Annotated in this window: 23 protein-coding genes and 4 tRNA genes; 17 read left to right on the forward strand and 10 right to left on the reverse strand. The window is 68.0% G+C overall.

Annotation, left to right across the window (positions count from 1 at the left end):
• Positions 1 to 63 precede the first annotated feature (63 nt).
• From ACFKCF_RS42670 to xerC, 4 genes are all read left to right on the forward strand, one after another.
• Positions 64 to 672 (forward strand): hypothetical protein, encoded by a 609-nt coding sequence (locus ACFKCF_RS42670; RefSeq protein ID WP_394501059.1) that lies wholly within the window; start codon positions 64 to 66, stop codon positions 670 to 672.
• A gap of 218 nt (positions 673 to 890) precedes the next feature.
• Positions 891 to 1097 carry a cold-shock protein gene (locus ACFKCF_RS42675; RefSeq protein WP_020545593.1) on the forward strand — a complete coding sequence of 69 codons (207 nt, stop codon included), beginning with the start codon at positions 891 to 893 and terminating at the stop codon, positions 1095 to 1097.
• Positions 1098 to 1449: 352 nt separating this feature from the next.
• Positions 1450 to 2877 carry a DEAD/DEAH box helicase gene (locus ACFKCF_RS42680; protein ID WP_394501060.1) on the forward strand — a complete coding sequence of 476 codons (1428 nt, stop codon included), beginning with the start codon at positions 1450 to 1452 and terminating at the stop codon, positions 2875 to 2877.
• 704 nt (positions 2878 to 3581) lie between these two features.
• Positions 3582 to 4259, forward strand: a complete 678-nt coding sequence (gene xerC, locus ACFKCF_RS42685; protein WP_394501061.1) for a tyrosine recombinase XerC — start codon at positions 3582 to 3584, stop codon at positions 4257 to 4259.
• Positions 4260 to 4331: 72 nt separating this feature from the next.
• Here xerC and ACFKCF_RS42690 read toward each other — a convergent pair.
• Positions 4332 to 4407 (reverse strand) — tRNA-Lys (locus ACFKCF_RS42690).
• Positions 4408 to 4456: 49 nt separating this feature from the next.
• Positions 4457 to 5611: an acyl-CoA dehydrogenase family protein gene (locus ACFKCF_RS42695; protein ID WP_394501062.1), complete on the reverse strand. Its 1155-nt coding sequence runs from the start codon at positions 5609 to 5611 to the stop codon at positions 4457 to 4459.
• A 91-nt stretch (positions 5612 to 5702) separates the two neighbouring features.
• On the opposite strand from ACFKCF_RS42695, the gene ACFKCF_RS42700 reads away from it, so the two are divergent.
• Positions 5703 to 5987, forward strand: coding sequence for a PspC domain-containing protein (locus ACFKCF_RS42700; protein ID WP_394501063.1), 285 nt, complete (start codon positions 5703 to 5705; stop codon positions 5985 to 5987).
• Here ACFKCF_RS42700 and ACFKCF_RS42705 read toward each other — a convergent pair whose 3' ends face one another.
• Both ACFKCF_RS42705 and ACFKCF_RS42710 read right to left on the reverse strand, forming a co-directional pair.
• A complete protein-coding gene (locus ACFKCF_RS42705) occupies positions 5988 to 7268 on the reverse strand; it encodes an MFS transporter (protein ID WP_394501064.1) in 1281 nt (426 codons plus the stop codon).
• Positions 7269 to 7378: 110 nt separating this feature from the next.
• The gene (locus tag ACFKCF_RS42710) at positions 7379 to 7729 is read right to left on the reverse strand and encodes a metallopeptidase family protein (RefSeq protein WP_221519270.1); all 351 of its coding nucleotides are present in this window, start codon (positions 7727 to 7729) and stop codon (positions 7379 to 7381) included.
• A 93-nt stretch (positions 7730 to 7822) separates the two neighbouring features.
• Here ACFKCF_RS42710 and ACFKCF_RS42715 point away from each other — a divergent pair, with 93 nt between their 5' ends.
• The 5 genes from ACFKCF_RS42715 to ACFKCF_RS42735 all read left to right on the forward strand — a co-directional run bounded on the left by ACFKCF_RS42715 (position 7823) and on the right by ACFKCF_RS42735 (position 10071).
• On the forward strand, positions 7823 to 9322 hold the full coding sequence (locus tag ACFKCF_RS42715; protein ID WP_394501065.1) for a metallophosphoesterase: 1500 nt from the start codon (positions 7823 to 7825) through the stop codon (positions 9320 to 9322).
• Positions 9323 to 9395, forward strand: a tRNA-Glu gene (locus ACFKCF_RS42720).
• Between the two features lie 98 nt (positions 9396 to 9493).
• Positions 9494 to 9568: transfer RNA gene (locus ACFKCF_RS42725), tRNA-Asp, on the forward strand.
• A gap of 5 nt (positions 9569 to 9573) precedes the next feature.
• A tRNA-Phe gene (locus ACFKCF_RS42730) sits at positions 9574 to 9650 on the forward strand.
• Between the two features lie 196 nt (positions 9651 to 9846).
• Entirely contained in the window at positions 9847 to 10071 is a 225-nt protein-coding gene (locus ACFKCF_RS42735) for a hypothetical protein (protein ID WP_394501066.1), read from the forward strand.
• Here ACFKCF_RS42735 and ACFKCF_RS42740 read toward each other — a convergent pair.
• On the reverse strand, positions 10053 to 10631 hold the full coding sequence (locus ACFKCF_RS42740) for a dihydrofolate reductase family protein (protein ID WP_394501067.1): 579 nt from the start codon (positions 10629 to 10631) through the stop codon (positions 10053 to 10055). The genes ACFKCF_RS42735 and ACFKCF_RS42740 overlap by 19 nt on opposite strands.
• Positions 10632 to 11004: 373 nt before the next feature.
• Here ACFKCF_RS42740 and ACFKCF_RS42745 point away from each other — a divergent pair, with 373 nt between their 5' ends.
• A complete protein-coding gene (locus ACFKCF_RS42745) occupies positions 11005 to 11826 on the forward strand; it encodes a hypothetical protein (RefSeq protein ID WP_394501068.1) in 822 nt (273 codons plus the stop codon).
• 396 nt (positions 11827 to 12222) lie between these two features.
• Here ACFKCF_RS42745 and ACFKCF_RS42750 read toward each other — a convergent pair whose 3' ends face one another.
• A complete protein-coding gene (locus ACFKCF_RS42750; RefSeq protein WP_394501069.1) occupies positions 12223 to 13251 on the reverse strand; it encodes a serine hydrolase domain-containing protein in 1029 nt (342 codons plus the stop codon).
• A 744-nt stretch (positions 13252 to 13995) separates the two neighbouring features.
• On the opposite strand from ACFKCF_RS42750, the gene ACFKCF_RS42755 reads away from it, so the two are divergent.
• The 5 genes from ACFKCF_RS42755 to ACFKCF_RS42775 all read left to right on the forward strand — a co-directional run bounded on the left by ACFKCF_RS42755 (position 13996) and on the right by ACFKCF_RS42775 (position 19017).
• A complete protein-coding gene (locus tag ACFKCF_RS42755; RefSeq protein WP_394501070.1) occupies positions 13996 to 14904 on the forward strand; it encodes an ABC transporter ATP-binding protein in 909 nt (302 codons plus the stop codon).
• A gap of 188 nt (positions 14905 to 15092) precedes the next feature.
• The gene (locus tag ACFKCF_RS42760; protein WP_394501071.1) at positions 15093 to 15788 is read left to right on the forward strand and encodes an ABC transporter permease; all 696 of its coding nucleotides are present in this window, start codon (positions 15093 to 15095) and stop codon (positions 15786 to 15788) included.
• A 6-nt stretch (positions 15789 to 15794) separates the two neighbouring features.
• Entirely contained in the window at positions 15795 to 16958 is a 1164-nt protein-coding gene (locus ACFKCF_RS42765) for a sensor histidine kinase (protein WP_394501072.1), read from the forward strand.
• A gap of 78 nt (positions 16959 to 17036) precedes the next feature.
• Entirely contained in the window at positions 17037 to 17678 is a 642-nt protein-coding gene (locus ACFKCF_RS42770) for a response regulator (protein WP_394501073.1), read from the forward strand.
• 130 nt (positions 17679 to 17808) lie between these two features.
• Positions 17809 to 19017 (forward strand): RICIN domain-containing protein, encoded by a 1209-nt coding sequence (locus ACFKCF_RS42775; RefSeq protein WP_394501074.1) that lies wholly within the window; start codon positions 17809 to 17811, stop codon positions 19015 to 19017.
• Between the two features lie 137 nt (positions 19018 to 19154).
• Here the strand turns inward: ACFKCF_RS42775 and ACFKCF_RS42780 are convergent, their stop codons facing one another.
• The gene (locus ACFKCF_RS42780; RefSeq protein WP_394501075.1) at positions 19155 to 21194 is read right to left on the reverse strand and encodes a cellulose binding domain-containing protein; all 2040 of its coding nucleotides are present in this window, start codon (positions 21192 to 21194) and stop codon (positions 19155 to 19157) included.
• 123 nt (positions 21195 to 21317) lie between these two features.
• On the opposite strand from ACFKCF_RS42780, the gene ACFKCF_RS42785 reads away from it, so the two are divergent.
• Complete coding sequence (locus ACFKCF_RS42785; protein ID WP_394501076.1) at positions 21318 to 22178, forward strand: fructosamine kinase family protein; 861 nt, start codon at positions 21318 to 21320, stop codon at positions 22176 to 22178.
• Here the strand turns inward: ACFKCF_RS42785 and ACFKCF_RS42790 are convergent.
• From ACFKCF_RS42790 to ACFKCF_RS42800, 3 genes are all read right to left on the reverse strand, one after another.
• Positions 22175 to 22903, reverse strand: a complete 729-nt coding sequence (locus tag ACFKCF_RS42790) for a hypothetical protein (RefSeq protein ID WP_394501077.1) — start codon at positions 22901 to 22903, stop codon at positions 22175 to 22177. The two genes, ACFKCF_RS42785 and ACFKCF_RS42790, sit on opposite strands and share 4 nt — an antisense overlap.
• A 144-nt stretch (positions 22904 to 23047) precedes the next feature.
• Positions 23048 to 23518, reverse strand: coding sequence for a hypothetical protein (locus ACFKCF_RS42795; protein ID WP_394501078.1), 471 nt, complete (start codon positions 23516 to 23518; stop codon positions 23048 to 23050).
• Positions 23519 to 23563: 45 nt separating this feature from the next.
• Positions 23564 to 24157, reverse strand: coding sequence for an exonuclease (locus ACFKCF_RS42800; protein ID WP_394501079.1), 594 nt, complete (start codon positions 24155 to 24157; stop codon positions 23564 to 23566).
• Positions 24158 to 24172 lie beyond the last annotated feature (15 nt).

Here is a 24172-nt window from a genome sequence, read left to right on the forward strand (position 1 = left end):
GCCTCGACATCTCGACACATCCTGGCGAACTTTCTTACGAGCACAGGCCAAAGGGCTCCTGGCTTGCGATTTTTCCATGTTGACACGATCTCGCTGAAGCGCTTGTACGTATTGTTCGTGATGGAGGTCCACACGCGACACGCTCACGTTCTGGGCGTGACCAGTCACCCTACCGGCGCGTGGACGGCTCAGCAGGCCCGCAATCTCCTGATCGACCTCGGCGAGCGGGCAGGGTCATGCCGCTTTCTCATCCGCGATCGGGATGCCAAGTTCACCGTTGCCTTCGATGAGGTGTTCGCCGCCGTGGGTATCACAGTGCTGAAGACGCCGCCGCGGGCCCCGAGGGCGAACTGCTTTGCCGAGCGCTGGGTCCGGACGGTGCGAGCCGAGTGTACCGACCGCGGGCTGATCTTTGGCGAACGTCATCTGCGCTCGGTCCTGAACGAATATGTCGATCACTACACGGCCATCGGCCGCATCAGGCTCGTAGGCAACGGCCACCTGATCACGATGAGCATGTGGTGGTGGCGATGGAAGGCCGAATCGAACGCCACAACATACTCGGAGGAGCGATCAACGAGTACCGCCGAGCCGCCTAGCTCGACTGGTGAAACCCCAGATCAACCCACGTGTGCGCGTTTTGACGCCCTACAGGCAATGGCGCGCGGATGATGTTGGCGTTGGCGGGGCATGCGCAGCACGACGGCACATGTGCTAGATTGGACTCAGTTGCAGTTGTGGTACCCATAAAGACTTGTGTGCACCTGACGGTATGTAGCCTCAGGTGCATTTTTTGTTCTCCGGTCATCTCCGGGTGTGTGGTCCTATCGCCGCGACGCGGAATCCGTTCGATGCGGATTTCGGCTTTGCACCCATCGAAGGAGATCAACATGGCTTCTGGCACCGTGAAGTGGTTCAACGCGGAAAAGGGCTTCGGCTTTATCGAGCAGGACGGCGGCGGCGCCGACGTCTTTGCGCACTACTCCAACATCGTCGCCAACGGCGGCTACCGTGAGCTGCGCGAGGGCCAGAAGGTGGCCTTCGACGTCACGCAGGGCCAGAAGGGCCCGCAGGCCGAGAACATCGTTCCCGCCTGACACTGCGCACCACGTAGCCGGGGCCCGCGCCGCAGGGCGCGGTCCCCGGCGCGTTGCTTTTGTGGCATCCATCGTGCCGTGATGACCTCACAACCCGAGAAGCACAGCGTGTCTGTTCTTCCGCCGCACACCGGATGCACCACCGATGGCTCCGGTTCGGGCATAGGCCCGCTCCAGTTCTACGGCGCCGCATCACAGCCGCGTTCTTCCCGGCGAAAGCCGACCATTTCGACGTACGAGCCCAGGCTGTTTCCGCCGGTTCGACTCGTCTTTCTTCGGCTCGTGCTAGCTGTTCTTGTGCCGCTCATCGCGCCGAGGATCCTGACACGTGCCGCATCGAGGAAGGTTCTGCATGAACCACGCAACTCGCGCGCACGATCGCAACTCTTCGCCCCGTACGGGCGGCTCCGCCCGAAGCAGGGGCGGCCGATTCAGCTCTCCGGCTCAGGGCCGTTCAGGCGCCTCCAGCCGGTCCGGCAACGGGCGGCGTCCCGCCGCGCTCCAGAGAGAGTTCGCGCTGCCGGTCACCGTAACCCCGGCCCTGCCGGCAGCCGCGACATTCGCTGAGCTGAGCATGCCGCCCGCACTGCTGAAGGTGCTCACCGGCCTGGGCTTGAACGAACCGTTCCCGATCCAGGCGGCCACGCTGCCGAACTCCCTGGCCGGCCGGGACGTCCTGGGGCGGGGGCGCACCGGGTCGGGCAAGACACTTGCCTTCGGCCTGGCCCTGCTCGTCCGCACCTCCGGACAGCGGGCACAATCGCGGCGACCGCTTGCCCTGATCCTCGTCCCCACCAGGGAACTGGCCCAGCAGGTCACCGATGCGCTCACGCCGTACGCCCAAGCACTGAAGCTGCGGCTGGCCACGGTCGTCGGCGGCATGTCGATCAGCCGCCAGGCCCATGCGCTGCGCAACAGTGCCGAGGTCGTCATCGCGACCCCGGGACGGCTCAGGGATCTCATCGAGCGCGGCGACTGCCGCCTGGACCAGGTCGGCATCACCGTGCTGGATGAGGCCGACCAGATGGCCGACATGGGCTTCATGCCGCAGATCACCCACCTGCTCGACCAGGTGCGCCCAGATGGCCAGCGGATGCTGTTCTCCGCCACTTTGGACCGCAACGTCGATCTGCTGGTCCGCCGCTATCTGAGCGACCCGGTGGTCCATTCGGTTGACCCCTCGGCGGGCGCGGTCACCACGATGGAGCACCACGTGCTGCACGTCCAGGGTGCCGACAAGCAGGCCACCACGTTGGAGATCGCTGCTCGCGACGGCAGGGTGATCATGTTCCTGGACACCAAGCACGCTGTGGACCGGCTCACCGAACAGTTGCTGAACAGCGGAGTGCGCGCCGCCGCGCTGCACGGAGGCAAGTCCCAGCCCCAGCGCACCCGCACCCTCGCCCAGTTCAAGAGCGGCCACGTCACGGTGCTGGTGGCGACCAACGTCGCGGCCCGCGGCATCCACGTCGACAACCTGGACCTCGTTGTCAACGTCGACCCGCCGAGCGACCACAAGGACTACCTGCACCGCGGCGGCCGCACCGCCCGCGCCGGCGAGTCCGGCAGCGTCGTCACCCTGGTGCTGCCCAATCAGCGCCGTGACATGACCCGCTTGATGGCCGACGCCGGTATCGTCCCGCAGACCAGCGAGGTCCGTTCGGGCGAGGCCGAGCTGAGGCGTATCACGGGCGCCCAGGCTCCCTCAGGCATCCCCGTGACCATCACCGCACCGGTTGTCAGTCGTCGGTCGGGACGGAACGGCAGACGATTCCGGTAGCAGCGGGTGGGGGCTCGCCCAAGGCCAGGTAGTTAAGGCTTTTGGGCTGTTGGCAAGAGTGCTGAAGAGATTGGCCGGGCGGTGTAGATACCCGGCCCGATCTTGCGGATGAGTTGGCTGCTGGCCCAGCGAGACAGTTGCCGGTACATGGTGTTGAGGGTGACATCGCGGAGGTGGCGGGCGATGTCCCGGGCTGGTCAGGGGCGGTTGGGGTCTTGGTGGAGCAGGGCCAGGACCTGTTGTTGTCTGCGGCGTTCGGCCGGGGCGATGGACCACCGGCTCAAGGTCGAGAAAGATCGAGGCTAGGAGATCTACCTGATCTTCGTTGGACGTAGATGCTGTTGTTGCCGTCATCTCACGTGACCCAAGTGAGGGAGTAAGTGACGATGACATGCGTTCAAGATCGCCACGTTGTGTATCGGCGTTGTGGCTGCGCCGACGCGGTGACAGGCAAGCGGCTGGGAAACCGCTGTGTCCGGCTGGCCGATCCTGCCCATGGCGGCTGGTATTTCGCCGTCCAGGTGACGGACGTGTCCGGACGGCGGTAGCGACTGCGTCGTGGCGGTTTCCCCACCGCCGACGTTGCGCGGCAGGCCGCCTTGAACGAAGCCGTCCGGGAAGACGTAATCCGTGACAACCTGGCTCGCGGACTACGCCTACCGTCGCCACGCCACGTACACCCGGTGGTCTGGACACTACGGCGGGTGGCCGCGTGGAGGCGCACCGGCGAGCGCCCCGCTGTGGCGGTGTGGACCGTCGAGCAACTGACCGAGTTCCTCGCCTTCGTCCGCGATGACCGGCTGTTCGCGCTGTGGTGGCTGATCGCTCTGCGCGGTCTGCGGCGCGCCGAGGCGGCCGGCCTGCGCTGGATCGATCTCGACACCGACCGGCGCGAACTCACCATTGCCTGCCAGCTTGTCCACACCGACCACGGCCTGTTGCCGTGTCCGCCGAAGAGCGCTTCCAGCCAGCGTGGGATCGCTCTGGACCTCGGCACTCTCCGGCTTCTGTACCGCCACGAACAAGTCCAGCGCGATGAACTGGGCATCGATTGGTCGCCGTCAACCCCGATGTTCACCCGCGAGAACGGCGGGGCAATTGATCCCAACTACCTCACCCACCGCTTCCACGAGCTGGTCATGGCCAGCGGCCTTCCCTCGGTGCGGCTGCACGATTTGAGACATGGGGCCGCGACGCTGGCCCTGGCGGCAGGAGCGGATCTACGGGTGGTGCAGGGCTTGCTCGGTCATGCCAGCGTCGTGCTCGCCGCCGACACGTACACGTCGGTGCTGCCGCAGCTGTATCACGAGAGCGCCCGAGCCACCGCCCAGCTGGTCCTCAAGGCAGCACGCAAGGTGAACAACGCTCGCCCTGGTACGTGACTCACATGTGTCTCACCGTGACTCACGATCGGACGACTCGACTACACAATCGCGGGAAACCCCAGGTCGGAGTGGTAGGGCGCCCGGGGCTCGAACCCGGAACCTACGGATTAAAAGTCCGCAGCTCTGCCAATTGAGCTAACGCCCCTCGCAACAGCAAGGGTACAGAGATTACCGCCCTGCCCGCGACGCCTAAATCACCGGTAAGCGGCCAGACCCGTCAGCGCCTCCCCCAGCACCAGCGTGTGGATCTCTTGAGTGCCCTCGTACGTCAGCACAGACTCCAAGTTGTTCATGTGCCTGATCACAGGGTACTCCAGGGTGATCCCGTTGCCGCCCAGGATGGAGCGGGCCTGGCGGGCGATGTCCAGGGCGGCGCGTACGTTGGCCAGCTTGCCGAAGCTGATCTGCCGGGGCTCCAGTTGGCCGGCGTCCTTCAGGGTGCCCAGATGGAGGGCGGTGAGCTGGGCCTGGGCGGTGCCGACGTACATCCAGGCGAGCTTCTCCTGCGTCAGCTGGAACGACCCGATCGGCTTGTCGAACTGGACCCTGGTCTTCGCGTAGTCCACCGCGGCCTCCAGGCAGGCGCGGGCGGCGCCCACGACGCCCCAGACGATGCCGAAGCGGGCCTCCGAGAGGCAGGAGAGGGGGCCGCGGAGACCGACGACGCCCGGGAGGGCGGCGGAGGCGGGCAGGCGTACGTCGTCGAAGTAGAGGGACGAGGTGACCGAGGCCCTAAGGGACAGCTTCTTGTGGATCTCAGGGGCGGAGAAGCCGGGGGTGGAGGTCGGGACGACGAAGCCGCGGACGCCTTCGTCGGTCTGCGCCCAGACCACGGCGACGTCGGCGATGGAGCCGTTGGTGATCCACATCTTGGAGCCGTTGAGGATCCAGTCGGATCCATCTTTCTTGGCATAAGTCCGCATATTGGCGGGGTCGGAGCCGTGGTCCGGCTCCGTCAGGCCGAAGCAGCCGATGGCCGAACCGGCCGCCATCCGCGGCAGCCACTCCTCCTTCTGCTCGTCAGAGCCGTACCGCCAGATGGGGAACATGGCCAGCGAGCCCTGGACCGACACGAAAGACCGTAGCCCCGAGTCGCCGGCCTCGAGCTCGCGGCACGCCACCCCGTACGACACCGCGTCCGTCCCGGCGCAGCCGTACCCCTGCAGATGCATGCCCAGCAGCCCGAGGGCGCCGAGCTCGGGCGCGAGCTCGCGCGCCGGGAAGACCGCCTCCTCGAACCAGTCGCCCACCTGCGGCAGGACGCGGTCGGTGACGAACGACTTGACCGTGTCGCGGATCAGCCGCTGGTCGGCGTCGAGCCGGTCGTCCAGGCGCAGCAGGTCGTCCATCGCGGGTCCCTTCGTCACATAGGGGGCTACCAGGGTTCTACCAGGGGGAATCCTGATGTGCTAATACCGGGCCCACGGGCAGTCTTGAGACATGAGCGAATACAACGTCAAGAAACTGCGTCGGACCCACAAGGGCAGGATCGTCGCGGGCGTCTGCTCCGGCATCGGCGAGTACGTCGGGATCGACGCCAACCTGGTGCGCATCGCGCTCGCGATCGCCACGCTGTTCGGCGGGCTGGGCGTCGGCGTGTACGCGATCGGCTGGCTCCTCATGCCCGAAGAGGCCAGCGACACCTCCATCGTACAGGACCTGATCAACAAGCAGCAGGACCGCAGCAGGACGGACTGGAGCGGCGAGCAGAAGCCGCAGCCGTGATCAGGCCGTGGCGGGCACGCGTTCGCGAGGCTCGGTCCAGAGCAGGGCGAGCACGGCCGCGCAGATCAGGCCGGTGAATCCGGCCAGCGCGACCACCGGCTCAGGACCGAGTCTCTCCGCCGCGAACCCGCCCACCAAGATCCCGATCCCCTGTACGGCCATCAGCCCCGACTGCACGAGGCCGAACGCCTGGGCGCGACGTTCGGCCGGTACGCGCTGGACAAAGGCGGCATTGGCCGCAAGCTGGTAAGCCCCGCCGACCCCCGACAGAACCCACGCGGCGAGCACCACCTCCAGCGGCGGCCGCAGCGCCGTCACGATGAGCGGCGCGCAGCTCAGCATGGCCAGCCACCCCATGAGCCGCAGCCGCCGCGGCGGCGGCACGAACCTACTGAAAAGGAACGCCCCCAGCACCGTCCCGGTCGGCATCGCCGCCATCAGCAGTCCGGTGATCACCGGAACCGGCAGCGTCCACGTGGCGAACAGCATCCCCGTGGAGAGCTTGGCCGCGTAGGGCACGGCGATGCCCTCAGGCAGGATGTAGAAGCCGCACAACCACGCGAACAGGACAAGCGTCCGCAGCTTCCGCGACCCGAACACGAGCCGGGCTCCCGCCCGGGTCATCGTCCACATGGACGGTTTCGAGCCGTCGTGGCTCGCGGAGGGCCGGCGCCGTACCCCTGACACGAGGATCAGCGCGGAGCCGAGGAACGTCGCGGCGTCCAGCGCGAGCGCCCGGTAGGGGCCCATGGTCGCGATGACCGCTCCGCCCGCCGCGAAACCGAGCATCTGTACGGCCTGGTTCGTCATGTTCTGGATCGCCGAGCCGATGACGTACCGGTCGCCTTCGAGCACCTCGGGCAGCAGCGCCGCCCGCGCGGCCGAGAACGGCGCGCTGAGCAGCACCACGAGGAACACGAGCGCGCACAGCGCCCAGAACGGCATGCCCGGCACCGCCATCGCGGCCACCAGCGCCGCCCGGATCAGGTCGCAGGCCAGCATCACGGCCCTGCGCGCGAACCGGTCCGCCAGCCCGGCCAGCAGCGGCCCGCCCATGATCGACGGCAGGTACGTCAGCGCGTACACGGCCGCCGTGGCCAGCGGTGATTGCGTGCGGTCGTAGACGAGTACGGCGAGTGCCACCTGGGCGAGCTGGTCGCCAAGGAGGGAAAGGCCCTGCCCGTACCAGAGTGCCCTGAACTCCCTGAGTGCGATGACTTCCCGATATGTGGCGTGCCCTTCAGCACGGCGATGCCGTCCCGGCGGACGACCTGCCCGCATGGCCCCCATTGGACTCCGCTGTGCCTGACTTACAGTGTTCGCTACGTCACCTAAGGTGCCCGATCATTATGGCAAGCCGCAACCCAAAGAAGCCAACCAAAAGCAAAGGGTTACCAGCCCAGCTCGTGAAGTCTAGCGTCGTCGATGCCGAAGTGATGGCCGACCTCATGGACGACCGTGATGCGCACCTCGTCGATGACGTCGTCCTCCGTATCGCAAATCTGGCATATCGGATTGCGGTAGATCTCGATGCGGTCGGGCAGGACCCCTGAGTACCAGTCGCCGCGTTCCGTGAGGGGGACACCGGTGTACAGGCCGAGCAGGTGGGGCTCCGGCGGGTCATCGACGACCGTGACGACGACATTGCTCATGGCGCGCGTGAGATCCGGGGGGATCGTGTCCAATGCCTCGGCCACGAGTTCCTCGAACTTCTCCCGCGAAACCTCGATCACACTTGCCATTCTGCCCCGTCCCTCGGGTAGGCAAGAAAGCGTATGAAGTTCGTTCACAGGTCAAAGGCAGTCATTAGGTCCAGGGTGGCGAGGGGCGCGGCGGTGCTCCTCGTGGCCGCGGTCGGCGCTTGGCTGGGCATCTTCCTCAGCGGCACCGTACGAGCCCAGATCGGACCCGTGGAGACCGGCATGTCGCTCCGGCCGGCCTGGAGCGGCGAGACGATCGTGGACGCCAGCCCGCTCGGCACGCTCACGTTCCGCACGCACGACGCGCCGCTGCGGCTGCGCATCACGCTCGAGAACATCGACCAGGAACGCGCCAAGTCCCTCATCGAGGACCCGCGCCTGGCCGACCGCCTGCCGGGGCTCGTCGAGGACGACCTCCTCGACGGCGTACGCGCGCTCGTGATCCGCTCGCTCCTCTGCGCGGGGGCGGGGGCGCTCATCGCGGTCCTGATGGTCTTCAGGCGCCCCAGAGTGGCCCTGCTGGGCCTTCTGGCCGCCTCTGTGGCGCTGGCGGGCACGGGGGTCCTCGCAGCCCTCACGTTCCGTCCCAGCTCTCTCGTCGAGCCCCGCTACTCGGGCCTCGTCGCCGCCGCGCCGTCGCTCGTGGGCAGCGCCGAGTCGATCGTGACCCGTTTCGAGTCGTACCGATCGCAGCTCACCAAACTCGTCACGAACGTCTCCAAGCTGTACGACACGGTGTCCACCCTGCCGCTCTACGACGCCAACCCCAGGACCATCCGGGTCCTGCACGTCTCCGACATCCACATCAACCCCATCGCCTGGAACGTCATCCGCTCCCTCAAGGACCAGTTCAGCGTGGACATGGTCATCGACACGGGCGACATTTCCGACCATGGCACCAAGGCCGAGAACAAGTTTGTGGACGAGATCGGCCGCCTCGGGGTCCCGTACGTGTACGTACGCGGCAACCACGACTCGATGACCACCCAGAAAGCGGTCGAGAAGCAGAAGAACTCCGTGGTCCTGGACGACACCACCGAGACCGTGGCAGGCCTGAAGATCTACGGCCTGGGCGACCCCCGCTTCACCCCGGACAAGTCCGTGGCCGCCGACTCGGACCCGGCCGTGCTCGGCGAGTACGCCCGCTCCCACCTCGCCAAGGTGAACAAACCGGACGTGATCGCCGTACACGACCCGGACGTCGGCAAGGGTTTCTCCGGCGCGGCCCCCATGGTCCTCGCCGGCCACACCCACGCCCGCAAGACGTCCATGCTGCCCTCGGGCACCCGCCTCCTCGTCCAGGGCTCGACCGGCGGCGCCGGCCTGCGCGCCCTCGAACACGCCCAGCCCACGCCGGTCCAGGCCTCGGTCCTGTACTTCGACAGGGAGACGAAGCGCATGCAGGCATGGGACGACATCACGCTAGGCGGGCTGGGGGAGCAGTCGGTGTACATCCAGCGTCACGTGGAGCCCGACCCACAACGTATGATTTCCCCGGAGCCATCGAACGCCCCGTCGCCAACGGGACCGATCTCTGGCACACAATCGCCGTCCGCCGGTAAGCCACTTTGGCATCAGGGGCAATCGTCCCCTATGCTTCAGAGGTCTCCGACGGAAGGCGACAGGGAATCCTGAGCCCCCATCGTCTAGCGGCCTAGGACACCGCCCTTTCAAGGCGGCGGCACGGGTTCGAATCCCGTTGGGGGCACTGCGAGCGGTTAGCGCACCGGAAAACGGCTGGTCGAAGACCACCGAAAAGCTGGTAAGCTAAACGAGCGCAAACGGCAAGAACAGCAAGAAACGCAAGGTCCTGTAGAGCAGTTTGGAGTGCTCGCCACCCTGTCAAGGTGGAGGTCGCGGGTTCAAGTCCCGTCAGGACCGCTCTGGGTCAGGTAGCTCAGTTGGTACGAGCGTCCGCCTGAAAAGCGGAAGGTCGGCAGTTCGACCCTGCCCCTGACCACCATTATTTGCCAGCACGGGCCCCGCCCATGATCATATGGATGGGGCATATTTGTGTCTGCGTCTCCAACTGCCTGACGTCGGTTACGGCCTGCCAGGATTTTCGGGTGGCGTCGTATGCCACGACGTGATTCCACCGAAGGTCCCTCAGCTCTTCCGTTCGGGCGCCTGTGAGCAGGGAGACCACGACGTAGGCGCGCATGCGGCACGTCGCTGTCCCGGCCGCCTTGAGCACCGCTTCGGCCTGGTCGAGCGTGAGCGCCTTGGACGGCCTGCCCGCCCGTCCCACGGGGACCTCGCGCAGTTCCACTACGTTCCGCTTGACCACGTCGCGGCGCACGGCGTTGCGTACGGGGGCCAGGCAGCTGCGCGAGGGCGTCGGCGGCGCGATCGCCCTCGATCTGGATCAGCGCCTGACGTCGTAGACCAGCTTCAGGATCCCGTTCGAGTAGCTCTCCGATTCCCGCAGCGTCAGCATGTGCTTGTCCCGGTCGGCCCGGCCGAACAGGCTCTTCCCGGCACCGAGCAGCACGGGGAAGACAAGCAGGTTGTACTGGTCGATCAGCCCTGCGTCCGACAGCCGCCGCGCCAGCTCCGCGCTCCCGTGGATGAAGATCGCACCGCCCTCACCCTCCTTGAGCGCCGCGACGTCCTCGGTCGAGCGCAGGATCGTGGTCGGCCCCCATCCGTCGACGATGGCGTCGTCGGACAGCGTGGTCGACACCACATACTTGGGCAGTTCCTTGTAGTCGGCGTGGTCCTCCGAGCCGGGCCAGACCGCCGCGAACGCCTCGTAACTGCGACGGCCGAACATCAGCGCCGTCGTGTTGGTGAGCTCCTCACCCTTTAGCGACCAGGCTTCGGGGACGAACTCGAGGTCCTTGAACACCCACCCGCCGCTGCGGTGTTCTTCCCCCGGCCCGCCGCCAGGCGAGTCCACGACGCCGTCGAGCGACATGAAACCGGTGTAGACCAAGTTACGCACTGTGCCGTCTCCTCATACTGGGGCGAGCTGCCGGGTCCACGCTAGATCACAGCCGCGGTAGCCGTCTTGGACGAAGAGGAGAGTCCTAGGTTTTCTCGCCGCCGCTCCGTCTCATCGTGGCGCAGTGACGCATGGCCCGAATGCGTGTCAAGACGCTGAGGACGTTGCCGAGTCGCCCTGTTATGGCGTCCCTGAGTGCTCTTGTCACGCTCCAATGCTGGCGTTTGGATCTAGGAGTGATCTTCTGCGGTGCGTCACAAGCAGCGGATTTCGGACGTGTCATCCCTAACGCTACCTGTCCCGCCCAGTCCGGTCCTGTCTGGGCGCGCCGGTCATCAGCCTGCGCCGTCCTCCAAGAGAAGGAGTCGCGACCTTGACCATGCTGACCTGCACCATCCTCACCGACCCGGCGCCCCTGGCGGCGTCAGAGGCCGGGCGGCAGTCCAAGTCCACAGGGACGGTGTACCTGCTCGTCACGAACACCGGGCAGCAGGCGGCGTTCTGGTCCACGATCAAGGTGGAGGTGCCCGTCGGCAACGGCGCCGGCGACCTCACCTCGGACTTCGACAAGATCGAGCCCAAGGGCGAGTACAGCACGTGGGCGGGCACCCGGTCGTCGGTGAACGTCCAGCCGGGATCACAGGGCTCCAACGCCTTCCAGGCCACCGCCCCTGGCGGCAGAGCCCCTTTCGCCCCCGGCGATTACATGGTGCTGACGCTGGAGAACGTCACCGTCGCCCCCACCGCCGGGCTAGCCGTGCTGAAGGTGACCGAGGCCGCCAGCAGAACCAAGACCGGGCGCCTGAGCAACAGCTTCGCGGCGGTGGCGCTGGTGAAGACCGCGCCAAAGGAGATACCGGCGCCGCACAGCTTCCTCGCGGACAACGCCGTGGTGGACGCCGGAACAAAGGTCACGCTGAGCTGGGAGGGATCCGACGACTTCACATACGAGATCCTTTTCCCGGGCGGCCGGAAGACCGTTCCCAAGGTCAAGCACACCGGGTCGCATGGCCAGTACTCCTTGGTGCTGGACGCCGCCGACGCCCCGAAACGTGACACCACCTACACCCTCATCGCCGGCTTCGGCACCCAGCGGTTGCCGTCCATGGTGTTGTGTACGCCGACTCCATGCGCGCGAAGGATGCCCCCTACGGGGAGGGCGGCGGGTGGATCGACCTCCACGACGAAGGGATAACCGTTTACCTGTCAAAGGACGGGAGTAATGGGCTTGGGAGCGTGACGGCCCGCGCCTACCACTATTGAACGAGTTGTGACGGGTCCCGGTAGTAATCGCGGAAAACCACAACGGATATCGCTGACCAGCGTCAATGTGGAGCACCCGGGCGAGATGGCCATGTCTGCGAGAAGCGACAGCGGTACTGGAGGAGGAGACCGTGGAGGTGGTCAAGAAAGAGGCCGACGAGCTGAACGCCGAACCACGGCCCGAAGCCGACAGGCACCAATCAGGGACGGGGCCGAACGGCTGAGGCGCCACCCTGGTGGGTGGCGCCTCAGGTCGTTTCAATGGGTTCCTCGCTCAGGGGGCAACGGCACCACGCCATCGCCGGGCTTGCCCGTCACAGGCGCCCCGTCATCGCGAGGACCGTCCCGCGTTCGAGGGCTCGAGGGCCATCGTGACGAGGTGGCGGCCGATGCCGTACGTGTCGGTGTCCTGGACGTTGCTGAGCACGACTACCTCGATGTCGTCATCGGGCAGGTACATGTTCATCGCCGCGTAGCCCTGGAGAAGTCCGTGGTGGTACCGGAGCCGGTGCCCGTGGAGCCGGTCGACGGCCCAGCCGAAGGCGTACGCGGTCGACGGCAGGGTGAGGCAGCCGTTGGGGGGACACGGGGCCTGCGGGGTGAACGCCAGCCTGACGGTGGCGGGCGGCGCGACCAGATCGGCCCCGAACGAGCGGTCCCAGCGGGCGATGTCGTCGACGGTGGCGTAGATGCCGGTCGCGGAGAACGCCTGGGAGCCATTGGTGGGCGGGGCCGGTGATCCGACCGTGAAGTAGCCCTTCGCGTACCCGGGGGGCGGATTGCCCCTGCTGTAGCCGGTGTGCCGGAGGTGGAGCGGGCCGGTGATCTCTTCATGCAGTACGGTGCCGTACGGCTTGTGCGTCACCGCCTGGATGATCGCCCCGGCCAGGACGTAGCCGCCGTTGCTGTACTTCCAGTTGGTCCCGGGCTTGAAGTCCAGCGGCCTGTGCACGAACCGCTGGATGAGCTCCCGGGTCGTGGTCGGTTGCGAGAGCTCGGCATAGAAGCCCGGCAGGTCCTGGATGTTGACGATGCCGGAGGTGTGCGTGAGGATCTGGCGGATCGTGACCGGTCGCCACGCCTGCGGGCAGGTCTCGATGTATGCCGGGACGAGATGGCGGCAGATCGGGTCGTCCAGGCCGAGCAACCCGCGGTCACGCAGCTTCAGCATGATCATCGAGGTGAACTGCTTGGTGACCGAGGCGATGCGGAAGACCGTGTCGGGCCGGTTGGGGATGTGCCTCTCCTCGTCGGCCGCGCCGGCAGCGGTGCGCAGCAGCACCTGCCCACGCCGCACTACCAGCACCGAGCCGGCGAACTGCTTCCTCCGGCCCAGGTCCCGGAGGTACTCCCGCATCGCCGCGGCGGTCCGGTCGCCCCGCGGTGCCGGCGTGGTGGCCAGCGGGTCCGGGTTCTGAGGTGCGTGGCTCGTGACGGTGGATACGGCGATGGCGGGAGCGCCCGCAGGCATGAGCCCGCCAGTCAGTGCGGCACCGACCGCAAGAAGCCAGGCAATATTAGGAAATCTAGGCATATTCTCCCCCGGAACGTACCGCAGTCCCGAAATTTGGGCATTTATCCGAATCGGGCGAGTATCGTTCGAGAGTGCCCGGCGGACTATCCTTTTCTGGGGGGTTGCTTTCCGTTCGCTGGAGTTGCAAACGGCGATCGACGCCTTTTTCCTTCTGTATATCCCTTTGTTGGTGCTGTTCGATAGTCGCTGGCCATCTCAACCAAAATGTCGGCCGGGCCGCCTCCGTTCAGGCGATGAAAGGACTGGCGCTTTCACGACAGTAGGTCAGAGGCTCACTGCCGGCTGGGGTGGCCGCACCGGGATGGCCACTGCGGGGAGCAGAGCCGTTCGAAGGCTGTTGCCGGGCAGGAGCGCGCGGAGCTGCGGGAGGCCATCCACGAGGTCGTCGGTTCCGGCTTCGCCGGGGTGCAGCTGCGCGTGCACGATGAGCGATCGCCGCCCCGGGCGTTTTCGTTTGGTGGCGCGGGCGCATCAACCGTTCGGTGGATTTTCGGGTCAGCAGCATTCACCGGAGAGCATGGCCGGCAGATCGATTCGGTCCGGGGGCGGGAAAAGGATGCTTGGGCCATGGCAGTCATCGAAGTCACAGACCTCCGCAAGAGGTACGCGGATCTGACGGTTCTGGATGGGGTGTCGTTCTCCGTGGAGGAGGGCGAGATCTTCGGCATCCTGGGGCCGAACGGCGCCGGGAAGACCACCACCGTGGAGTGCGTGGAGGGGTTGAGGCGGGCCGACAGCGGGTCGGTCGAGGTGCTCGGGCTCGATCCGGTCAAGGACGGGCCCACGGTGCGTGAGCAGATCGGGGTGCAGCTCCAGCACACGCAGCTACCGGAGAACATCAAGGTGTGGGAGGCGCTCGACCTGTACGCCTCCTTCTACGCGCAGCCGCGCGACTGGCGTGAGCTGCTGGAGGAGTGGGGGCTGGCGGACAAGCGCAACGGCCAGTTCGGGAAGTTGTCGGGTGGGCAGAAGCAGCGGTTGTTCATCGCGCTGGCTCTGGTGGGCAATCCTCGGGTGGCGTTCCTCGACGAGCTGACCACGGGGCTCGACCCGCAGGCTCGCCGTACCACCTGGGAGCTGATCAAGCGGGTCCGGGCGAGCGGCGTGACGGTGGTGCTGGTCAGCCACTTCATGGATGAGGTGGAGGAGCTCTGCGACCGCGTGGCCGTCTTCGACCGCGGCCGGGTCGTCGCGCTCGACACCCCGGCCGGGCTGGTCGACGGGATCGATGCTGAGCACCAGATGCGGTTCACGCTGATGGCGGGGGACATGGTCGAGCTGGGCGGGTTGCCGGGGGTGACCGGCGTGGTCAGGACGGGGGACAGGGTGGTCGTCACGGGCAGGGGCGACTTCGCCACGGCGGTTACCGCGCAGCTCGCCCGCCACCACGTGCTGGTCAGCGATCTGCGCATCGACAAGCGCACCCTTGACGACGCGTTCGTCGCGCTGACCGGCCGTTCGTTCGACGCCCCCTGACGTCCGTCTCCCTGACTCCCTGACGTCCGTCTCCCGGATGTCTGCCCCGGATGTCCAAGTTCCGCCGCGCTGATGTCCAGGGTCCGCCGGCGACCGGGCCGGTGAATGTCCGGGCCGGTGCATGTCCGGGCTGTTGAACGCGTGACCCGCCGACGACTGAACGTCCGATCCACTCACGGAGGAAGATCATGACCAAGCTCGCCATCGTCGAACTCAAACTGCTGACCCGCGAGCCCGGAGCGATGTTCTCGCTGCTCATCCCGCTGTTCATCATGGTGGTCTTCGGGAGTTCGATCGAGCCGGGCGACACCGTGCTGCTGCCGATGGCGCTGGCGATCGCCGTGGGGCTCGTGGGCCTGTACATGCTGCCGACCACCATGGCCACCTACCGCGAACGGGGCATCCTGCGCAGGCTCTCCATCACGCCGGTAAGCCCGGTGAACATGCTGGTGGTGCAGTTGCTCCTGCAGCTCGTCCTCGCGCTGACCGCGTGCGCCCTGCTGGTGACGGTCGCCGGCACCGTGCTGAGAGCCCATCTGCCGGCCCAGGTGCTGCCCGGCGTGCTGGTCTTCCTGGTCGGTACGGCGGCCATGTTCGCCATCGGCCTGCTCATCGCGGCCCTGGCCAAGAACGGCCGAAGCGCGAACGGGATCGGGGTCCTGCTGTACTTCCCGATGGCCTACCTCGCCGGACTCATCCAGCCCGCGGATCAGATGCCCGCTTTCGTGGCCCGCATCGGCGAGTACACCCCTCTGGGCGCGTTCCGGCAGAGCCTGCGGGACGTCTGGGAAGGCGGCGCTCCCAGCCCGCTGCTGCTCGCCGTGATGGCCGCGTACGCTGTGGTCATCAGCATCGCTGCGGCCAAGTTCTTCCGCTGGGAGTAGTGAGGTATGACCGGGCGGCTCGATCGATGGGAGCGGCTGCTGGAGCGCCAGATGGCGGCCGCTCCGTACGTTCTGCTCGGTACCTCCGCGGTGCTCTCCCTGCTCACAGATGGCACGTCGTGGGTCATGCTCGCCCTGGCGGCGCTCGCGGCCGTCTGGATCTGGCTGATGCCCCGGGGCGCGGTGTACGTGGCCGGGCTGGTGGTGCTGATCGGAGCGCTCTGTACGCAGGGGGTGTGGTTCGCGAGCTTCTTCGGGTTCGCCGGCTATCTCCACTCGTGGCAGTACCTGAAGGGGAAGTGGCGGTTCGCCGGGGTGACCGCCACGGCGGCGATCAGCGTCGCGACCTACAACGGCGGTCTGCCCGATCCCACCCCGACCGGGATCCTCACCTATCTGTTCTTCACCGCCGCCATCGTGGCGCTGGTGGGCCTGTTCAGCTTCGTCGGCGAGATCACCGCCGAGCGGAGCGCCGAGCGCAAGCGGATGGTGGCTCAGCTCGAAGCGACCATGATGGAGAACGCCGGACTGCACGCCCAGTTGCTGGTCCAGGCCCGCGAGGCAGGCGTTCTCGACGAACGGCAGCGCATGGCGGCGGAGATCCACGACACGCTCGCCCAGGGCCTCACCGGCATCATCACCCAGCTCCAGGCGGCGCACCGGACCGAGGACTGGCGGCGTCACGTGGACAACGCGATCCGGCTGGCGCGCGAGAGCCTGGCCGAGGCCCGGCGCTCCGTGCACGCGGTGGGGCCGGGACAGCTGGAGGCCGCGCCGCTGCCCGACGCGCTGGCGGAGGTCGTCACGCAGTGGGGCGAGCTCAATGGGGTACGGGCGGATCTCACCATCACTGGTACGGTCCGTCCCATGCATCCCGAGGTCGAGGAGACGCTGCTCCGCACCGCGCAGGAGGCCCTGGCCAACGCGGCCAAGCACGCCGGAGCGTCCCGGGTCGGGCTGACCCTGTCGTACATGGAGGATGTGGTCACCCTGGACGTGCGGGACGACGGCGCCGGGTTCGATCCCGAGCGGGTCAGTGACGGCGGCGGCTTCGGGCTGACCTCGATGCGGAAGCGGGTGAGCCGCATCGCGGGCACGCTGGAGATCGAGTCCGAGCCCGGCTCCGGCACCGCGATCTCCGCGAGCGTTCCGGCGGTGGCGCGTGGTTGAGGTCCGTATTACGGCGAGTGCTCCGGCGGTGGCGCATGGCTGAGGTCCGTATTACCGCGAGCGTTCCGGCGGTGGCGCGTGGTTGAGACTGTGATCCGGTTGCTGATCGCCGACGATCATCCCATCGTCCGTGACGGCCTCCGCGGCATGTTCGCCGGCGACCCCGACTTCGAGGTGCTCGGCGAGGCCGGAGACGGCGCCCAGGCCGTCGAGCTCGCGCGGGCGCTGAACCCCGACGTGATCCTCATGGACCTCCGCATGCCCAGGATGGACGGCGTCGCGGCCATCAAGGAGCTGGCCAGGCTCGGCATCGCGGCCCGGGTCCTCGTGCTCACCACCTACGACACCGACCGGGATGTCCTGCCCGCCATCGAGGCCGGAGCCACCGGCTACCTCCTCAAGGACACCGCCCGCGACGAGCTCGTCCGCGCGGTCCGTACGGCGGCGCGGGGCGAGGCCGTGCTCTCCCCGTCGGTCGCCACCCGGCTCCTCGGCCAGGTCCGCGCGCCCGCCGACCCGCTGAGCGCCCGTGAGCTGGAGGTCCTCCAGCTCATCGCCGACGGCGCCACCAATCGCGAGGTCGCCACGCGCCTGTTCATCAGCGAGGCCACGGTGAAGAGCCACGTGCTGCACATCTACACCAAGCTCGGCGTCAACGACCGCGCGGCCGCCGTCGCCGTCGCCTTCCGCCGCGGCCTGCTCACCCTCGAGAACGGGTGACCGAAAGTCCTGCCGACAAGTGAGAGAGCGCTCTCTTGACAATGGGTGTGATGTTGCCGGATGGTTTCCGTAAAGCGACAGCCGTGGATCCGATGAGGTAATCAGCATGGTCCGCACCCCCCATTTCAGAGTGTTATTCACCGTCGGCGCCGTTCTCGTCGCGCTGCTCGCCCCCTTGGCGGGCACCGCCGGCGCCGCCCCCGCCCCCGGGCCGCTGGTCTGGTCCGACGAGTTCAACGGGGCCGCAGGCAGTGCCGTCGACCAGTCGAAGTGGCGCTTCGACATCGGTGGCAGCGGCTGGGGCAACAACGAGCAGCAGTACTACACCAACAGCACCCGCAACGCCGCCATGGACGGCGCCGGCAACCTCGTGATCACCGCCCGCCGCGAGAACCCGGCCAACTACCAGTGCCACTACGGCACCTGCCAGTACACCTCCGCCCGCCTGCTCACTGCCGCCACCTTCACCAGGGCGTACGGGCGGTTCGAGGCGCGCATGAAACTGCCCCGGGGCCAGGGCATCTGGCCGGCCTTCTGGATGCTCGGCGACAACATCGGGCCGGTCGGCTGGCCCGACAGCGGCGAGATCGACATCATGGAGAACATCGGCCGCGAGCCCAGCACCGTGCACGGCACCATCCACGGCCCCGGCTACTCCGGCTCGGGCGGCATCGGCGCCCCGTACTCGATCGGCGGCGCGTTCGCCGACGCGTTCCACACCTTCGCCGTCGACTGGTCCCCGAACCTGATCATCTGGTACGTCGACGGCGTCGAATACCAGCGCCGGACGCCCGCCGACCTCGGCGGCAACCGATGGGTCTTCGACCACCCGTTCTTCATGATCATGAACGTGGCGGTCGGCGGCTACTGGCCCGGCTACCCCGACGGCACCACGACCTTCCCGCAGGCCATGTCCGTGGACTATGTCCGCGTCTACGCCCCGCCCACCGGCGGCTCCGGCGGCCGGATCACCGGCATCGGCGGCAAGTGCGTCGACGTGGCCGGCGCGGCCACCGCCAACGGCACCGCCGTCCAGCTCTACGACTGCAACGACACCGCGGCCCAGAACTGGACGTGGAACGCCGACGGCTCGGTACGCGCGCTCGGCAAGTGCATGGACGTCACCGACGGCGCCACGGCCAACGGCGCGAAGGTGCAGCTGTACGACTGCAACGGCACCGGCGCCCAGCGATGGACCTACGACTCCGGCACCGGCCGGATCGTCAATCCCCAGTCCGGCAGGTGCCTCGACGCGACCGGTGCCAGCTCGGCCAACGGCACCCGGCTGCAGATCTGGGACTGCGCGGGCAGCGCCAACCAGAAGTGGACCCGCGCCTAGACACACCGCGAAAGGGCTCCTCCCGGCCGGGGAGGAGCCCTTTATCAATGTCGGAAACGATGAGAACGCGCTCTCTCACGAAGCGCCGCTAAGGGAAGCGGTGGAGCCCCGCGAGATCGGGATCGTTCTGACAGCTGTCACCGGGTCGTGCAGACGGATCCGTTGAGGGTGAAGACGGCGGGCAGGACGTTCGGGCCGGAGTAGTTGCCGACGAAGCCGACCGTGGCGGTCGCCCCCGTGGCGAGCGCGCCGTTGCCCGCCTCGTTGACGACCTTCACGTCCGACCCGGTCTGCGTCCAGACGCCGCCCCAGCCGCTGCCCAGGCTCTGCCACGACCTGGGCCAGCCGAAGTTCAGCGTCCAGCCGCTGACGGGGGCGCCGTTGTTGGTGATGTCGATGGCGCCGACGTAGCCGCTGGCCCAGTCGGTCGTGACGGTCAGCCGTACCGAGCAGGAGCTGGAAGCGGGCGTGCCGGTCGTGAACGTCAGCGGCGGGGAGGCCCATGACAGGCCGCCGCCGCTGTCACGGGCGATCACGTTGACCGTGTATCGGGTGCCCGGCTTGAGGTTGTTCACGGTCAACGAGGTGCCGGAGGTCTCGCCGAGCTGCTCGCTGACGGCTCCGTGCTGGCGGTAGAGCTCGTACTTGGCGATGGGGCGCGAGCCTGGGGAGGCGCCGGGCCAGGAGATCGTGGCGGTCGTGTCCGTCACCTGCGAGGCCGCCGGCTGGCCGGGGGCGCCGGGGAGGCCGGTCTGCGGGGAGGCGGGGTGCAGGACGAGGGTGGTCAGGGAGAGGGGCGGCAGCGTCTGGCCGGCCGCCGTCCCGCCGGTCGAGGTGGTGATGCCGGTGGCGCCGTTGGTGTGGGTCAGTACGGTGGGGGCGCCGGCCGCGGGCGTGTAGCCGGAGTAGTCGATCGCGACGGGGTACGACGTGTCGTTCGAGGTGTTGATCAGCATGACCGCCAGGTCCCCGTTGGGCCGGCGGGCGGCGTGCGCGACGACCTTGGCCTGGTCGGTCGCGGCCCGGACGAACTGGTCTCCCGGCCGGGCGAACTTGCTCACCATCTGCAGCGCGTAATAGGGGGCGAAGGGCGTGTTGAGCGCGGGCTCGCAGACGCTGTTGTCGGAGGTGCACGTGCCGCTCGACAGCAGGCCGAAGTCGCCGTAGTCGGTGTGCCCCTCGACCTGGGTGACGGTGCCGATGCCATTGTGGACGTTCCACCAGTCGACCGTGAAGACTCCGTTGGCCAGCAGCGTCGCGTACGCGTCGGCGGCGGCCAGCGCGCCCGGCTGGGTGTTGGCGCCGTTGCTGCTGGACCCGGTGTTGAACTCGGTCATCGCGATGCCGATCCGCTCCGAGCCGGGCCCCACGTACTTGGCGAGCTGCTGGCGGGTGAGCTGGATCATGTCGGTCACGTGGCCGGCCCTGTCGAGGGCGCCGGGGTACCAGTGCAGGATCACGAAGTCGATCTTCGATCCGGCGTTCGAGAGGACCACCTTGTTCCAGGTGCCGCTGTCGCCGTCGGCGGTGATGGCGTCGGGCCAGTTGGCGGCCGTGGTCAGCACCGCGCCGATCTTGATGGTCGGGTCGACCGCCTTCATCGCGTCCGCGTAGGCCACGACGTTGCGGGCGTACTCGGCCGGGCTCTTGTCGGCGTGGTCGTCGGCCTCCCAGGCCGAGCCGTAGTGGCCGTTGCCGTAGTTCTCGTTGCCGATCTCCCAGTACTTGATGCCGTAACCCTTGGTGACGTTGGCCTGGCGGACCCAGGCCGCGGCCTCGTCGGCGGTGCCGGTGCCGTAGTTGGCGGTCACCATGGCCTGCGCCCCGGTACGCCGCACGCCGCGCATGAAGGTGTCGAAGTCGGTGTTGGGCGCCACGTAGCCGCCGGGGGCGGTGTGGGTGGCCCAGTGGTAGATGTCGGAGTACGACCCGCCGGGATAGCGCAGCATCTTCACGCCGGCGTCCTTGAGCCGGTCGGCGGTCTCGTCCGTCCCGAGATTGGTGTCCCAGATCGCATGGTTGGAGCCGATGCCGGTTCCGGGGACGGTGGCGAGCGCGGCACGCGCGTTGACGGTCACCGCTACCGGGGTGACGTCGTCGGCGTACGCCGCGGGGGCGTTGAGGGCGGTCAGCGTCAGCAGCAGGGCGGACGCGGCTCGTAACAGCAGTGTGGGCATCGGCGTACCTCGCCATGGATAGCGGAATTCACTCGACGCCTCCTCCTGACCAGGAGGCATCATGATCATGAGGTGCGTCGCCGCGCCCGTCAAACACCGTTGAAACTTTCATGGGGGCCGATCGTGAAACTCCTGCTCGCACGGCTGCGACAGGCCGGGTTCGATGCCGTGTCCGCGGAGGCGGCCGGCGGGGGAGTGGTGGCGCTGGCCGGCCTGGCGGCCCTGCGCGACGGCTCGCGGGTGTTCGCGAAGACCCTGCGCACCCCGGTGCCGGGCCTGTTCGAGGTGGAGGCCGAGGGGCTGCGGGCGCTGCGCGAGCTGGGCGGCGTCACCACGCCCGAGGTGCTGGCGGCCACCCCCGACCTGCTCGTGCTCGAACCCCTGCCACCACGCCGCGACGACGACGAGGGCTTCTGGGAGGGCCTGGGCCGCACCGTCGCCGGCCTCCACACCACGACCGCGGCCGACAGGTTCGGCTGGCACCGGGACGGCTGGCTGGGGCGGCTGCGCCAGGACAACACCTGGGACTCCGACGGCCACGCGTTCTTCGCCGAGCGCAGGATCCTGCGCTGGCTGCCGGAGCCGCTGGTGGAGGCGGCGTTCGGCCGCGAGGAGCGGCGGGCGCTCGAACGCCTGTGCGCGGCCCTGCCCGACCTGCTCCCGCCGCGGCCGCCGGTGCTGACGCACGGCGACCTGTGGCGCGAGAACATCCTGTCCGGCCGGGCGGGCGACCCGGCGCTGATCGACCCGGCCGTCTCCTACAGCTGGGCCGAGGCCGACCTCAGCATGCTCTGGTGCTCGCCACGCCCGGCCGCCTCGGACCGCTTCTTCGAGGTGTACGCGGACGCGGCGCACCTGGCCGACGGCTGGCGGGACCGCATGCGGGTGTTCCATCTGCGCGAGCTGCTGAGCAGCCTCGCCCACGACGACAACCCCCGGGAGTCCGCCGAGGCCGTACGGGAGATCATCAGGCCCTTCGCCTAGTTGTACTTGTACAGCCTGGTGGCGACCCGCCGGTTGTGGTTGAACAGCGAGGCGCGGTACATGCTGACGGCGAGGTCGCCGTGCTCGGCCTTGCCGCAGGTGTTCACCCCGGCCAGCTGGTGGATCTCGAAACGCGCGGTCGGGTCCCCGGCGATGAAGTATTCGGCGCGGGCCTGGTACTGGTCGGCGCTCGTGTCACAGGCGAAGACGACGGTGTTGCGCTCGTTGAAGCACAGGAGGGAGGCGCCCTTCGTGGAGGTGCACGCCTTGGAGCGGGACCGGGCGCCGGCCGGCGTGACCCGCGTTTCCCGCTTGATCGGATATTTCGTGATATTGCGGACGGTCTTCCACCGTCCGGCCCGCACCCGGTGGTTGCCCTCGTAAACCGCCGCCCGGAACGTCACGATCTTCCCGATCTCTCGGTTGCCCCGGACCTCGCCCTTACGCCCCAGGTTGTGGATGGCGTACTTGGTGCCCAGGTAACCGTTGAGGTAGTACTCCACGGTGGCGTGGAGCTCCTCGTTCGCCGTGTCCTCGATCGTGATGCCCGGACGGTCGCTCCCGTCCGGCCCCACGCAGGCCTCCGCGCCCTTGATCCGGACGCACTCGGGCTCCGCCGCGACCGCGGCGGCGGGCGTGGACACGGCCACCGCCGGGACGGCCGGCCGGGGCTCAGCCTTGGGCGCGGGCTCCGTCTTCGCCGCGGCCCCGTCAGCGCTGAACACGGTGGCCGCCACCGCGACCGCCGCTATGAATGTACGACCTAACGCCACTCGAACCTCACCAGCTTTACAAGTCACACGCGCTTTGTGTGGGTGTGACGCGAAAGATGCGGGAAAGGTTCCGATCTGGGGGCGTTCAGTCGCCGTTCACGGACGATCGGTCTTGGACGTCAGCGTGGCCAGCGAGAGCAACAGCGCGCTCTGGGCGAGCATGCCGGGCGCGAGCGGCGGCGCCTGGCCGACCGACTTGGTGAGCGCGTACCACCACTGGGTGAGCGGGGAGAGGGTGTCCCACGTGGGATCGGCCGCGCCCGCGCCGTGGTTGACGGACACGTGCATGAAGACGCCGTACGCGGAGGCGAGCAGCACGACGAGCGCGGTCACCCGTACCACGGTGACCGCCCGGGGAGTGTCGCGCAGGGCCAGCAGCACCAGCGCGGACCCCAGCAGCGCCAGGGCCACCCACGGGATCAGCTGCACCGGGCTCTGCCAGTGGCGTTCGAAGGCGAGCTCCAGAGCGGCGCCCATGATGCCGATCGCGACCAGCCCCAGGAGGCCGAGACGCACCACCGCGCGCCCCGTCGAGAGGGCAGCGGGCTTCACCGAGGTCGAGGTCATGCGGGACCACCGTCCGATACGAGCGAGGGGGAATCTCCGATCCCCTCAACGCTCTCCAGGCTCCCTCAGAGCTTCCTGTGCGGATTCTGAAGATCTCGTGAGAATGACCGCCTCGAACATCCGCGCCAGCTCCGCCGCGTCCTCCCCGGCGTGATGCGTGTGCGGCAGCCCTTCGAGCCCCAGCCGTCGCTTCATGGTCCTCTTGCCCGTCTGGGACCACTCGCAGCCGGTCTGTCCCATCCAGTAGCTGCGCAGGTCGACGCCCGAGCCGGTCGCCCCGAACGGGCTCTTGCCGGTGAACCGCACGAAATACCAGTGCACGAACATCCCGTCCCACACCGCGGGCGCGGCGAGGAACACCGGGCGGCCGACCTTCCGCAGGTTGTCGACCCAGCGGGCGGCCGCCGCCATGGCCACCTCCGGCGCTGGCGCCTCCCGCAGCAGCCGGTCGCGGTCCAGGCCCGAGACGGCCAGCGCCTCGGGCACGAAGTCGTCGGAGATCGGCCGCAGCTCCGTGTAGAAGGTCAGGTGGGGCCGTCCGGCCACGGCCATCCCCAGGGAGATCATGCTGTAGGGGCCCGGGATCGGCCCGTCGGCCTCCACGTCCACGGCGACGTACAGCTCAGGAAGTCGGGACACGGCTGAAAGCGTAGC

The organism is Nonomuraea sp. JJY05 (genome assembly GCF_043496855.1).
Taxonomy (GTDB): Bacteria; Actinomycetota; Actinomycetes; order Streptosporangiales; family Streptosporangiaceae; genus Nonomuraea.

Excerpts from the sequence above, each read along its gene's own strand:
- ACFKCF_RS42750 (WP_394501069.1), bottom strand. The coding sequence starts at position 13,251 with ATGCGGGAGTACCTCCGGGACCTGGGCCGGAGGAAGCAGTTCGCCGGC.
- ACFKCF_RS42760 (WP_394501071.1), top strand. The coding sequence starts at position 15,093 with ATGACCAAGCTCGCCATCGTCGAACTCAAACTGCTGACCCGCGAGCCC.
- ACFKCF_RS42680 (WP_394501060.1), top strand. The coding sequence starts at position 1,450 with ATGAACCACGCAACTCGCGCGCACGATCGCAACTCTTCGCCCCGTACG.
- ACFKCF_RS42710 (WP_221519270.1), bottom strand. The coding sequence starts at position 7,729 with ATGGCAAGTGTGATCGAGGTTTCGCGGGAGAAGTTCGAGGAACTCGTG.
- ACFKCF_RS42765 (WP_394501072.1), top strand. The coding sequence starts at position 15,795 with ATGACCGGGCGGCTCGATCGATGGGAGCGGCTGCTGGAGCGCCAGATG.
- ACFKCF_RS42675 (WP_020545593.1), top strand. The coding sequence starts at position 891 with ATGGCTTCTGGCACCGTGAAGTGGTTCAACGCGGAAAAGGGCTTCGGC.
- ACFKCF_RS42735 (WP_394501066.1), top strand. The coding sequence starts at position 9,847 with ATGCGGCACGTCGCTGTCCCGGCCGCCTTGAGCACCGCTTCGGCCTGG.
- ACFKCF_RS42695 (WP_394501062.1), bottom strand. The coding sequence starts at position 5,611 with ATGGACGACCTGCTGCGCCTGGACGACCGGCTCGACGCCGACCAGCGG.
- ACFKCF_RS42705 (WP_394501064.1), bottom strand. The coding sequence starts at position 7,268 with ATGCGGGCAGGTCGTCCGCCGGGACGGCATCGCCGTGCTGAAGGGCAC.
- ACFKCF_RS42755 (WP_394501070.1), top strand. The coding sequence starts at position 13,996 with ATGGCAGTCATCGAAGTCACAGACCTCCGCAAGAGGTACGCGGATCTG.
- ACFKCF_RS42780 (WP_394501075.1), bottom strand. The coding sequence starts at position 21,194 with ATGCCCACACTGCTGTTACGAGCCGCGTCCGCCCTGCTGCTGACGCTG.
- ACFKCF_RS42700 (WP_394501063.1), top strand. The coding sequence starts at position 5,703 with ATGAGCGAATACAACGTCAAGAAACTGCGTCGGACCCACAAGGGCAGG.
- ACFKCF_RS42795 (WP_394501078.1), bottom strand. The coding sequence starts at position 23,518 with ATGACCTCGACCTCGGTGAAGCCCGCTGCCCTCTCGACGGGGCGCGCG.